The 12,033-nt window shown below is 57.1% G+C and carries 14 protein-coding genes and 1 riboswitch; of the genes, 6 read left to right on the top strand and 8 right to left on the bottom strand.

Annotation, left to right across the window (positions count from 1 at the left end):
- Positions 1–4: 4 nt before the first annotated feature.
- A complete protein-coding gene (locus AC0QKW_RS23670; protein WP_473153568.1) occupies positions 5–868 on the top strand; it encodes a glutamine amidotransferase-related protein in 864 nt (287 codons plus the stop codon).
- Between the two features lie 379 nt (positions 869–1,247).
- On the top strand, positions 1,248–1,439 hold the full coding sequence (locus AC0QKW_RS23665; protein ID WP_473153567.1) for a DUF2949 domain-containing protein: 192 nt from the start codon (positions 1,248–1,250) through the stop codon (positions 1,437–1,439).
- A gap of 176 nt (positions 1,440–1,615) precedes the next feature.
- Here AC0QKW_RS23665 and AC0QKW_RS23660 read toward each other — a convergent pair whose 3' ends face one another.
- The 5 genes from AC0QKW_RS23660 to AC0QKW_RS23640 form a co-directional block, all read right to left on the bottom strand.
- On the bottom strand, positions 1,616–1,753 hold the full coding sequence (locus AC0QKW_RS23660) for a hypothetical protein (protein WP_473153566.1): 138 nt from the start codon (positions 1,751–1,753) through the stop codon (positions 1,616–1,618).
- Positions 1,754–1,786: 33 nt separating this feature from the next.
- A complete protein-coding gene (locus tag AC0QKW_RS23655; RefSeq protein WP_473153565.1) occupies positions 1,787–2,923 on the bottom strand; it encodes an NAD(P)/FAD-dependent oxidoreductase in 1,137 nt (378 codons plus the stop codon).
- Between the two features lie 193 nt (positions 2,924–3,116).
- Positions 3,117–3,560, bottom strand: coding sequence for a photosystem II protein PsbQ (psbQ, locus tag AC0QKW_RS23650; RefSeq protein WP_473153564.1), 444 nt, complete (start codon positions 3,558–3,560; stop codon positions 3,117–3,119).
- A gap of 137 nt (positions 3,561–3,697) precedes the next feature.
- Positions 3,698–4,180 (bottom strand): hypothetical protein, encoded by a 483-nt coding sequence (locus AC0QKW_RS23645; protein WP_473153563.1) that lies wholly within the window; start codon positions 4,178–4,180, stop codon positions 3,698–3,700.
- Positions 4,181–4,397: 217 nt separating this feature from the next.
- On the bottom strand, positions 4,398–5,204 hold the full coding sequence (locus tag AC0QKW_RS23640; protein WP_473153562.1) for a creatininase family protein: 807 nt from the start codon (positions 5,202–5,204) through the stop codon (positions 4,398–4,400).
- A 96-nt stretch (positions 5,205–5,300) separates the two neighbouring features.
- Positions 5,301–5,358: riboswitch (Glutamine riboswitch) on the top strand.
- A 36-nt stretch (positions 5,359–5,394) separates the two neighbouring features.
- On the opposite strand from AC0QKW_RS23640, the gene AC0QKW_RS23635 reads away from it, so the two are divergent.
- The 4 genes from AC0QKW_RS23635 to AC0QKW_RS23620 all read left to right on the top strand — a co-directional run bounded on the left by AC0QKW_RS23635 (position 5,395) and on the right by AC0QKW_RS23620 (position 8,897).
- Complete coding sequence (locus tag AC0QKW_RS23635; RefSeq protein ID WP_473153561.1) at positions 5,395–5,568, top strand: DUF4278 domain-containing protein; 174 nt, start codon at positions 5,395–5,397, stop codon at positions 5,566–5,568.
- A 203-nt stretch (positions 5,569–5,771) separates the two neighbouring features.
- Positions 5,772–7,130, top strand: coding sequence for a sensor histidine kinase (locus tag AC0QKW_RS23630; protein WP_473153560.1), 1,359 nt, complete (start codon positions 5,772–5,774; stop codon positions 7,128–7,130).
- 184 nt (positions 7,131–7,314) lie between these two features.
- Positions 7,315–8,100: a pseudouridine synthase gene (locus AC0QKW_RS23625; RefSeq protein ID WP_473153559.1), complete on the top strand. Its 786-nt coding sequence runs from the start codon at positions 7,315–7,317 to the stop codon at positions 8,098–8,100.
- A 17-nt stretch (positions 8,101–8,117) separates the two neighbouring features.
- Positions 8,118–8,897: a helix-turn-helix domain-containing protein gene (locus tag AC0QKW_RS23620; RefSeq protein WP_473153558.1), complete on the top strand. Its 780-nt coding sequence runs from the start codon at positions 8,118–8,120 to the stop codon at positions 8,895–8,897.
- Between the two features lie 71 nt (positions 8,898–8,968).
- Here AC0QKW_RS23620 and rpiA read toward each other — a convergent pair whose 3' ends face one another.
- From rpiA to AC0QKW_RS23605, 3 genes are all read right to left on the bottom strand, one after another.
- Positions 8,969–9,676, bottom strand: a complete 708-nt coding sequence (gene rpiA / locus AC0QKW_RS23615) for a ribose-5-phosphate isomerase RpiA (protein WP_473153557.1) — start codon at positions 9,674–9,676, stop codon at positions 8,969–8,971.
- A 187-nt stretch (positions 9,677–9,863) separates the two neighbouring features.
- Positions 9,864–10,637, bottom strand: coding sequence for a glycosyltransferase family 2 protein (locus AC0QKW_RS23610; RefSeq protein ID WP_473153556.1), 774 nt, complete (start codon positions 10,635–10,637; stop codon positions 9,864–9,866).
- A gap of 45 nt (positions 10,638–10,682) precedes the next feature.
- Entirely contained in the window at positions 10,683–11,756 is a 1,074-nt protein-coding gene (locus tag AC0QKW_RS23605) for a D-alanine--D-alanine ligase family protein (RefSeq protein WP_473153555.1), read from the bottom strand.
- Between the last annotated feature and the right edge of the window lie 277 nt (positions 11,757–12,033).

Below are 12,033 nucleotides of genomic sequence, written 5' to 3'. Positions count from 1 at the left end.
CTCTGTGGCTGACAATCACCCCGATCGCGTCATTTCTAACCTGCCCGTGCTGGTCATTGTGCATCAGCCAACCTCTAACCCAGGTCGAGTGGGAGAGGTACTGCGAAGCCTGGGTTTTGCCCTAGACCTGTGCTGCCCAGCGGTGGGGCAGCCCCTGCCTACCAGTCTCGATCGCCACAGTGCCGTGGTTGTCTTCGGTGGCCCCATGAGCGCTAACGACGACCACCAAGACTTTATCCGCCAGGAACTCGACTGGATACCCCTGGTGCTAGCCGCCCAAAAACCCTACCTGGGCATTTGCTTGGGAGCCCAGCTATTGGCTCGCACCCTAGGGGCCACCGTGGCCCCCCACCCCACCGGACAGCGCGAGATTGGCTACTACCCCATTCTGCCGACCAACCGTGGGCAGGGGTTGATACCCCACCCACTGATGGTCTATCAGTGGCATCAAGAAGGCTTTGAACTGCCCCAGGGTAGTCAGCTGCTCGCCAGGGGGCAGGCCTTTCCCCACCAGGCTTTTCGCTATGGGCAGCAGGTTTACGGGCTACAGTTTCATCCTGAAATTACGGCCACTATGGTCAACCACTGGACCACCGAAGGCGCTGACCAGCTCACCTGCCCCGGAGCACAGCCCCGGCCCTGCCACCTGAGTCAGCACCGCCTTTACAGTAGAGAGGTCGAGCGCTGGCTGCGACGATTTTTGGCCCAGTGGATTGGGGCTACCGCCAGGGCTGGGGCGGTGTGGGGACAGTGCCATACTCACCTTAGCGCCGCCGGGCCTGGTGTCATCCGGCCCCAGCGAGAGGCCACCTTTTCTGAACTCGATCCCCCGATCGCCCGGAAGAATCGCCCGGAGAAGCTGGGGTAATTGGCACAGGGCTGCTAGATAATGCCCTGGCCCTGCGGCTAAGGAGATAAGTCGAGTCAACCAAATCTTGACTAATTATTAAGGCTTTCAACGATCCATGAAGCAATACCCGAGATATTTAGCTATAGTTGGGCATCTTTTACTACAGCTAAGGCTAGAGAGATACGGAAACTAACTCTGGCAGATTCCGTAACGGTGAGTCTATCTCCTGAAAAATCGGGATCAACCACCATCACCTAGGTCAAATGGCCTAGCCCTAGAGATGTGCTAAAAGTTCAACCGACTCCGCGAGAAATTCATGTTGCCACGGCGGCATCCTTGTGTAAAATCGTGGGCAACATCTGCAAACCCTAACGACCCCTTAAGGAGGTGAGATTCTATGACGGTGAGTGCACAGCCCAATCTGATTCAGTTTTTACAGGATGATTTGGCCATTTCGGCGGCTTCTCTCAAGGTGGCCCTGAAACATAGCGAGCAAGATCCGGGGCCTTTGCCCATGATTCTCTGGCAGTACGGTTTAGTTACCCTGGAGCAACTAGAGCAAATCTATGATTGGATGGAAGCGGCCTAGGCCAAAGGCGACCCAGCCTGAACTCTGCTGAGAGGCGTGGCATTGGCCGCGCCTCTTGTTGTTTTGACAGATGCTCTGAGCTGAGGGTGATTTTAGAATTACTCGAATACCAAGGGCCATAGGTCAGCGATCGCCATCCCCCAAAAGCATGGCCTCATCTCCCGTGCGGTACACCTCTACACAGCGGGCCTTGGGGTCAATGAGGATACCACCTGGGTGCCCAGGGCCAGAAAATCTTGAATTTTATCCCGCAGCTTAGTCAGACTATCCGTCGGAGACTTCACCTCAACCATTTCGTGAACTGTCAGCAGCATAGAGTTTCCCCCACCGCAGAGGTCTGTGTCCTGTCATAACGACCCCTCTCGACTCTCTAAAACGTTGCGTACTGCCAGGGCCGTGGCCGGGGCGAGAAGGACGCCATTGCGGTAGTGGCCGGTGGCCAGCCAGATGTTGCCATAGCCTGCCAGTTGCTGAATAACTGGGGCCGCTTGACCCTGGGGACGAGGGCGCAGGCCCGACCAGCGCTGGGTAATCTGACCTGCCGCTAGGGCTGGACAATAGGCGATCGCACCCGCTAGCACCTCATCTAACCGGTCGGCCTCGGGCTGCATAGCCAGCGCATCCTCTAGGGAAGTTTCGGGCGGAAACTCCACCGTGGCCCCGACCCAGTAGTCGCCGTTGCCCAGGGGCACCAGGTGAATGTCATTGCCATTGACCACAGGCTGAAACTCTGGATTGCCCAGCGGCTCGTCCAAATGAAGCCGGAGCGCCTGACCCAGCACCGGGCCGATGGGGGTCGGCTGGTGGAGCGCTTGGGTGAGGGGCAGAGTCCCTAACCCGGCGGAGATCACGATCGCATCTGTAGCAAAGCTTTGATTTGCCGTGTGTACAGCCGTACAGTCGCGGGCTTCCTGAGACAAAGCCTCCACGTCAGCCCCATCAAACCCTAGTACCGGCTGCCCAAAGTAAAACTCAGCCCCATTGGCCTGGGCCCCGGCCACCAGCGCCAGCGTGAGATCGGTAGGGTTGAGCTGAAAATCTTGGGGCGAGTAGATACCAGCAACGACCCCAGCGAGGCCGAGGTGAGGGCAGCGATCGCCCACCAGCCCCGGTTCCCAAATCTCTAAGCTGTAACCCTGGCCCTGGCGGATAGTCTGGAGCGATCGCCAGCGAGGCAAGTCTTCAGCCGCAAAACACAGACTGAGAATGCCCTGGGCATTGTGCTGAATCGCTCGCCCCGTAAGCATTTCTAGCTCTGGAATCAGCGTTTGATAGCGATTGAGGCTGCGCTCCCTGAGCCGCCAGTTGCGACCTTTGACCTTGTGGCTGATCACCGCCATGCCAACTCCTAGGGCGGCAGCGGTCGAGCCCTGGGCCGGAGAGGTTTGATCAATCACCACCACCTGATATTTGTCACTGAGGCTCAACTCGTAGGCGATCGCCGCCCCCACCACACCACAGCCCACTACTACCACTCGCTGCAATCAACCGTACCTCTAAGCGATTTTGGATCTGCGATTTTGAGCTTAGCTTTCCATCGCTTTAAAGCTGGATAGCCAGCGACCGCACCGCTGCTTGGCCACTGGCTAAACCATAGGATGAGTACTGCCCACTGTAAACCCTGATCAGGGCTAGGGCTGGGGTGGGGCGATCGCGATCATGACCCAGCCAAACCCACTAAACCGCAGGCACCAAACTCAAGAAGGCGTCAAAATCATCCAGAGCGTTGCGGTACTCTTGTCCGGCGATCACCTGCTGGTTGGCGGCCGCCGCCTCATCTAGCCGCTCCAGGTGTACAAACAGGTTCTGAGCCAGTTCTTTGGCCTGGGGCTGATCTTTGACTAGCAGCTGGTTAGCCAGGCGACCTAGCCGCGCCCGCATCTCACCCATGGGCCCATGGATAAAGCTCTGCACGTTGACCCAGTCTTTTTTCTGAATGTAGCCCTCTAGCTCGGGGAAGCGATCGCGCAGATCAGTCACAGGAGACGTATACAGCTGCACCTGCTGCAACATCGTGGGGCTATAGGTGGTGGGTATCTTTGCCGCTGGGCCACCACAGGCCACCAGGCAGGTCGCCACAATCGCCAGCACTATTCCCAAAAAAGGTCTAAAGCGTCCCATAGTTAACCTTCTGCGCTCTCTACATCAGTAATCTGTATTTTACGCCGCCATGGGGACGGCTGAAGCGTCAAGGTACCGTCGTGATGCTCTTGCTTGACGAGGTGCCAAGCTACCGCCGTACGTTAAAAATGTTTCGCCTAGGCCATATCTGGGGGAATGGGGCTGACCTGCTGAGCTTGCTGAAGCTGGGCTTGAATCAGCGCTTGCATATCCTGGCGGCGAATTTCGACACCCTGGCCTACTTTCCCTGGAGTTTCAAAAAAAATCAGGCTATCGATGGGCTGCATAGCGAGCAGCTGAAACAAAATCTGCACCACGGGTACCGGTAGCGCCATCACCTGAGGGTCTTTAATTGTGGCCTGGCTGGTAGCAGCATCCTGGAGAGTTGGGTAGGCGTAGACAATATTCTTTTGGGTATTGGGTTGGGTGCGGTTGCTGAGGGTGGTCATCATCCAGCCCTGTTCGAGGGTTTGCAGCACGTAGTACTGGGGGTGCTTGAGCTGACCTGCGATCGCCTTCAGCGTTGGTGCAATAGTTGTTATCGCGCTGGCTGTGACCCCGTCATTGGGAGCATTTTGCTTCAGGTCAGCAATTTGGGCATCGAGATCTATAGCATCCATAGCAAGGTTACCGAAAGATTTAGGGCTAGCAGTCAAGCCTAGTTTAGAAGTACCAGAACAAAAAGTGCAGCGATCGATGTTTGAATACGAACCTACCGCAGCAATCTTGCTCACACCTCAATCCTGATCTGGCTTGATTCCGGTAGGTCTTTGCCAGTAGACCTTGGGCTGACAGGGTATGCCAAGCCCTACTAGAGCTTAGGTCGGCCCCCTCCGGCTACTCCCCGCCCCCCGGCTGTCGAAACCGATAGATATCCTCCAACGCTCTCACCCAGCCTTTTACCAGAGAGTCTAGAAGCTGCTCTCCCTTTGCCACTGTCGCCACCGTCGGATCGCCGAGTACGCCGCTGGCGCTGAGGTCGCGGGTCACCCAGGCAAAGGGCAGCGCCCCTTCCATCGTCAGCCAGCTATCGGTGGGCAGATCTTGGGGAAATTCAGTCTTAGCTAAATCCATCCGCACTTGATCGGGCAGAATCGAAAGCATCAGACTGGTCTCGGCATCTCCAGCGTGAATGCCCAGCTCTAGCTCCTTCGGGGTCAGCAACTCTCCCGCGCAGTTGGGCACCGCCCAGACAAAGAGCGGAAACACCATAAAATCTGCGTGCGCCTGGTGTAGGTCGCGGGCGGCTATTTCTAGCACCTGGGGCTGACCGCCGTGGGCATTCAACAGTACTAGCTTACGAAATCCAGCCCGGTAGAGACTTTCAGCCACGTCGTGAACGACCCGTAGCAGAGTCTCAGCAGAGAGGGTAATAGTCCCAGGAAAGTGCCAGTGCTCGTTTGATTTGCCGTAGTACAGAGGCGGCAAACTATAGACCGCGATCGCTGGATCGATCTGTTCTAAGGCCTTACCTAGCACGGTGGTGCAAATGGTACTGTCTACGGCCAGGGGCAAATGGGGGCCGTGCTGCTCGATCGCCCCCATGGGCTGCACAATCACGACAGCCTCCTTTTGGGGCATAGCCTCGATCTCAGTCCAAGTCAGGTAGGGAAAGTAGCGGTGGGCGGGGAGAGGAGAGTGCATAGCAGCAACAGGTGAAGGACTAGGCCATTGCCAAGGATTCATGACAGGAGGTCTTGACAGAAACGGAGAGAATAGTAACAATGAATACAGAAACAAATCGTTCATCTCTCTAATCAAGAGACGGAAGTAGAGCTCCAGCTCGAAGGAACGCGCCTCTGTTTATACACCTTCACTCATTAAGGAGAGGCGAATGATGTCCTTGAAATATCGCGGCGTTAATTATGATCCTGCTACTTCCCAGGTAGCTGTATCCGAAGAGGTTATTGGTCGCTACCGGGGTGCTGTGGTAGCCCGCCACGTACCCAAGCAAGCTCAAGCAAGCCATCCCCAAGGTCTCAAGTACCGGGGTGCTGTGGTTCGGTAGTCTAGATTTGCCCGGTTAGGCCAAGGAGGGTTCCTCTGGTACTCATCGTATCGTTGGTGGCCCTCTTTTGATTTTGGTTTTGCCTACTACGGTTGGGCAGGTAGTTTTTTGAATTGTCACTAATTTAATGCAGCACCCTAACAAGGGTGCTTTTTTGTACGATAGGCTTGGACAGAGCAAATTTACTCCGTCTAGGACTATCGTTGGTTATTGCTGCATATCTATTGGGGTTGGCTACGGGAGCGCTGCTGTTGATCTGGCAGCGCAAAAAGCACTGGCGTCGTGAGCAACGGCTGATTGGCATGCTCCAGACCAGTGATTGGCCAACGGCCCTAGGCCAGGTCGAACGCCTAGTGAAAAAGCAGCCCCAGCAGCAGCAGCAGCTGCGATCGCTCGGCACCAGCCGTGACACCCTAGAGCGCATTCTCCAGACTGCCCCCATCGGCTACCTCCAAGTCGATGAAGAAAATCAGCTCGTTTGGTGTAACGACCAGGCCAATCGGCTGCTCAAGATGAACCAGCCCCTCACTGGCTCAGTGCAGCGTCGTCGACTGCTGCTCGAAGTCGCTCGATCTTACGAGCTAGACGCCCTGATCGAAGAAACCCGAGAAAAGCAGACCTGCTGTCGGCGCGAGTGGATGCTCTATCAAATTTCCCCAGATCCGCTGCACCCTAAAGAAGAGCCCACCTATCCTCTACGGGGCTACGCTATTCCCCTCGGTGAGGGCGAAGTGGGTGTTTTTTTAGAAAATCGTCAGGAGGCGGCCCTGCTGGTGCAACAGCGCGATCGCTGGACCTCCGACGTCGCCCACGAGCTCAAAACCCCGCTGACCTCCATCCGCCTAGTGGCCGAGACCCTGCAACCCCGAGTAGCCGAGAACCAGCGTCGATGGCTCGATCGCCTGGTCAACGAGACCATTCGCCTTAGCAACCTAGTCGAAGACCTGCTCAATCTCAGTCGCCTCCAGGGCGATCAGTCCCAGGGGTTAGCACTCAAACCGGTCGATCTGCCCCAGCTCATTCAGCGGGCCTGGCTCAGTCTCGAGCCCTTGGCCCAGGTCAAACACCTAGAGCTAGAGTACGAAGGACCACAACAGTACCTCGCTACCCTTGACGAAACGCTCTTTCACCGGGTGCTGCTCAACTTGATCGACAACGCCATCAAGCACAGCCCTGGCTATGCCAAGGTCTACGTGCGCCTGACCCCACCCACTGACAGGGAGAATACTGCCTTATTCTCCGCTGACGTTGATCTACCCGCCCTCACGCTAGAGGTGATGGATCGGGGGCCTGGCTTTAGCGCCAAAGATCTGCCCCACATTTTTGATCGCTTTTACCGCGCTGACCCAGCCCGCAGTCGTAGCAGTGGCACCCTGGGCAGCGAGACAGCGCTCTCGACCGTGGCCAGTGAGGTCAACCGAGGCACTGGGCTCGGGTTGGCTATTGTCTATCAAATTGTCGAAGCCCACGGCGGTACGATTACTGCCAGTAATCATCCTGACTCAGGGGGCGCTTGGCTGACCCTCAGACTGCCCCTCATCGCCCCCATAGAATACGCTTAGACTCATAGCAGGCGGTGAGCTCAATCCCTGTCTAGAAATGACGTTTTCCCCAGTCAAAACTCTGCTTCTGGGGTTGGTATAGTGAGGACTTATACTCAGAGACCATCAATAGCTGTCATAATCGTAAAGCAGGGTCAGCGGCTATCCGTCTACTCCAGCCTATTTGCTAACATACTCCCCCGCTATGGCAGCACGCCTTCAAAAAATTCTCTCCCAGTATGGAGTTGCCTCCCGTCGTCAGGCCGAGCATATGATCGAAACGGGGCAGGTGTGCGTCAATGGTGCTGTGGCGGTTTTGGGGCAGCAGGCTGACCCACTGTGCGATCGCATCGAAGTCAACGGCATTTCCCTACAGGCGCACCAGCGACCCGACCATCATTACCTGTTGCTGCACAAGCCCCTAGGCATGGTGTCTACCTGTGACGACCCCGAGGGGCGACCCACCGTACTCGAGGCTCTGCCCCAGAGCTTGCACGGGCTAGGCATTCACCCCGTGGGGCGACTCGATGCCTACTCTACCGGCGCACTGCTGCTGACTAACGACGGCGATTTTACCTTTCGCCTTACCCACCCGCGCCACGATGTGGCCAAAACCTACCGCGTCAGCCTAGAAGGGCCAGTAGCCCCGGAGACCCTAGACCAATGGCGTCAGGGCATTTTTCTCGATGGGGTTACCACCCGGTCAGCCCGGGTTGAGGTACTTCGCCGCAGCCCCACTGAAACCCTCCTAGAAGTTGTGCTGTGGGAAGGGCGCAATCGCCAGATTCGCCGAGTGGCCAAGGTGCTAGGACACCGGGTTTTGGCCCTGAATCGAGTAGCGGTAGGCTCTGTCTCCCTGGGTAATCTAAAACCAGGGGCCCACAGGACTTTATCATCGGCCGAAATTGAGGCATTATTAGCTGAGTCATCAGACCAACCAGCGACCTCAGCAAAACTGTCCCAGGCCTCAGCCAATAGTTTGCCGTCTTAAGCTTAAGTTCTCCCTGTATGAAGACAAAAAAGTTGGTTGATCCTAACGCCGTCTACCGTGAGCAGCTCCTAGACCTAGGAGCACTGCTGGCTGATAGCCGCCAGCAGCAGGGCTACACACTGGCAGCCATGGCAGACAAAACCCTGATTCGACCAAGAATTTTGGAGGCCATCGAGCGAGGCGACCTCGAGGCGCTGCCCGAGCCGGTCTATATCCGTGGGTTAATTCGCACCTACGGCGATGCCCTGCGCTTAGACGGCGAAACCCTAGCTAGCCAGTTTTTCACCCCGCCCTCGGTGCAGCGCCAGTCTTGGCAAGAGTCGCCAGCGGCCCAGCTCCGCCCCCTACACCTCTACGCGGCTTACTTTGCCCTGCTGGTAGCTGCCGTGAGTGGGCTATCCTACGTGCTGCGTCAGACAGCTCCAGAGGCTACCATGCTGCCCCCTCTGGCTCCGCTGAGCGAGCTTGAGACCGAAATTACTAGCACTGCGGGCAGTGATTCTACGGCTCAAGCACCAGTAGAAGACGAGCCCCAGGCCCCGATTAAAGTCAAAATGACCCTCACCGGGCAGTCATGGCTGCGCATTACCTCCGACGGCAAAACCGAATTTGAAGGCATTCTTCAGCCGGGGGATACTCGCCTCTTGCTGGCGGATCAGGCTCTGACCATTCGGGCAGGCAACGCTGGCGGCGTCATGGTCAGCTACAACGATCGCCAGGCCGAGGCCCTAGGCCAGCCGGGCATGGTGCGAGAGGTCACCTACTCCCCCGGCGAATCTATCAGCCTGGCCTGGTAGATCAACGGGTAGCCACGAGCGATCGCCACCGGAAACCATGCAACTGGTCCCCGGTGGTCTATGTTTCCTGATTACAACTTGCGAACGCTGGCTTGGCCGTCTTTGACCTCGCCCACTAGCACCTCGGTGGCGACGCCCACAAACAGGCCATTGTCGAGCACGCCGGGAATGTTGTTGATGGTTTTCTCTAGCCCGGCAGGGTCATCGATCGCCGCAAATTTGACATCCAAAATCATGTTGCCCTGGTCGGTGATGACGGGGCCGTCTTTTTTAATGCCCATGCGCAGCTCCGGCTGGCCACCGAGAGCCTCTAGCGCTTTGGTGACAGGGGTAACCGCCAGGGGCATCACTTCTACCGGTAGGGCAAAGGTGGTGCCCAGCTTGTCTACCAGCTTTGAGCTATCCACCACCACGATAAATTCTTTGGCCAGAGAATCGACAATTTTTTCGCGGGTGTGAGCTGCGCCACCCCCTTTCACCAGATTCATTTGGGGATCGACTTCGTCGGCCCCGTCAATGGCCAGGGCGATCTCATCACCTTCATCGAGCGTGGTGAGGGGAATGCCATACTGCTTGGCCAGCACCGATGCCTGAAAGGAGGTAGGCACGCCCTTGATGTTGCTGATTTCGCCCTTGGCCAGGCGATCGCCAATGAACTGGATAGCATAGGCAGTGGTTGACCCGGTGCCCAAACCCACCACAGTGTTAGACTGCACCCGCGCCGCCGCTTGGCGACCCACTTCCTGCTTCATCAGCTTAACGGGATCCATTTCAGCCATAGATTTTATTCCTCTGCAACGACTGCGTCTTCGGTTTCTAGCATGACCCAAAGCGGTACGGCTGCATAGATCGCCGGCTCTGCCCCAGCCACCGCTTCAAGTCAACCCAAGGGAGCCACCACAGCCCCTATGGGCTGCGTCCAGTACTAGACTGGCTTCTAGGTGAGGGGGCAATGTATCGAGCGGGCTAACGGCTGCCTTTGAAGTCTTGCTCGATCAGGTGAATGGCGAGGAGCAGTTCAGCCAGGGTTCGCTGGGCAGCATAGTACCAGCCACGCCAGCCGTCGAGCAGGCCACCTTTGAGAATCAGGCAATACACCAGAATGACGAAGGGAGCCAGCACCTTTGTCTTGCGGATTTTGTCGGCTAGGCTAAGCTCGGTAGCGGGAGTAGCGAGTAACTTTTGGACTTCGAGCTGGGCATAGCGGTCTTGGGCCCAGAGCCAGTGGCGGAGGGACTTGCGATCGTCGTGCAGTAGGGGGCTGGTCAGGCTGGCGGAGTCGCCCTTGACCTGAAGCAGCTGAGTATGGCCGTCATCAATGTAGTGGGCGCGATCGCAACGAAACAGCGCCTGACGCGGCGGCAGAATTGTCCCCCGCAGCGGCTGGCCAAAGACACAGTAGCGAAAGGGAATCAAATAGCCGTCAACAGTAGCGCTGGGCTGAAGCTGCTGGAACTCTGCTACCAGAGCTGCCGTTACATAGTAGTCGGCGTCTAAGGACAGACACCAGGGCGTTTCCACCTGGGCAAGGCCAAAATTCCACTGGGTGGCGTGGGTATCGAAGGGACGGGTGAAAAGTTTAACGCTGGGGTAGCGGTTAAGGATTGCTAGGGTGGCATCGGTGCTGATGCTGTCGACTACCACGATCTGCCTAGCCCAGCTGAGGGCGGTAAGGGCGCGATCGATGTTGGCAGCTTCGTTGTAGGTGAGAATGAGCGGCGTAATGTGGTCGAGCTGCATAGCGCCTGCGGTGATTGGGCTTAAATCTATAAACGAAGGCTGATGCTAGGGTTGCCCGGCGCGCTCAAACCCCAGCTGAATCAGCGTATCCACTAGCTCTGGAAAAGAGATGCCGCTGGCCTGCCACATCATCGGGTACATGCTGGTGGCGGTAAAGCCGGGCAGGGTGTTAATTTCGTTGATCAGCAATTCACCGGTCGCTTCGACATAGAAAAAATCGACCCGAGAAAGCCCAGCGGCGTCTACTGCCTGAAAGGCCGTGATGGCCATCTCCTGAATGCGGCGGGCGACATCGGCGGGCACCTGGGCCGGGATAGTGTGCTGCGACTGGCCAGCGGTGTACTTGGTCTCGTAGTCGTAAAAGTCGCTCTGAAAGCTGATTTCGCCCAAGACCGAGGCTTTGGGGTTGTCGTTGCCCAGGATGGCGCACTCTACCTCGCGGGCGACAACGCCAGCCTCGACAATGATGCGGCGATCGTAGCTGGCGGCACTGTCGAGGGCTGCTTCGAGTTCTTTGCGGCTGGTGGCTTTGGCGATGCCCACCGAAGAGCCCAGGTTGGCGGGTTTGACAAAGCAGGGGTAGCCCAGCTCGGTCTCAATGCGATCGCACAGTTTGGGAAATATGCAGGGGTTTGACCAGACCTCAGCCCGACTCACCGCCAAATACTGCACCTGAGGCAACCCCACCTGGGCAAGGGCCATTTTCATGGCGATTTTATCCATCCCCAGGGCTGAGCCGAGTACTCCAGAACCCACAAAGGGTCGCCGCATCAGGGTGAGCAGGCCCTGCACCGTGCCGTCTTCGCCGTTGGGGCCGTGGAGCACCGGAAACCAAATATCGACGCTGTCGATTTGATCAAACTGGGGCAGCCGCTGGCGAGGAGTAGTGGCCGTAGTCTCGGCCACCGCCTGGGGTGGAACGCCAGCAGTCAGAATCGCTGCTGCCTCAGCATTGGCCAGCCAAACCCCGTCTTTGCGAATGTAGATGGGCAAAACGGTGTACTTTTCGGTGTTGGTACCGGTGGCTAGGGCTTGGGCGATCGCCTGGGCCGAGCGAATCGAGACCTCGTGCTCTCCTGAGCAGCCGCCAAACAACAACCCTACTGTTACCCTTGCCATGGTCGCTCTACCTTTGCGTCAATTGCGCATAGGGTATCACAGGAGCGGGCCATCGCCAGGGGCAATCAAAAAGCAGCCGAGCTTGGGACGGAGTAGATGATTAAAGGTTTGACTGTTGGCAGGTTTGACGATTATCTAGGCTCACCCGCCTAGCTGCCTAGGCAAAAAAAAGCTCTGGGATCCCTCCAGGCATCTCAGAGCTAACAATCAGGGTGCATCTACCTTTCTTTATTACGCAGGGGGCTAGCGCTATCCGGACAGTTATCTAAAATTTCTA

Source organism: Pseudanabaena sp. PCC 9330, from assembly GCF_055795045.1.
Note: the sequence above shows the minus strand (reverse complement) of the source record. Positions and strands in the feature narration are given on the sequence as shown.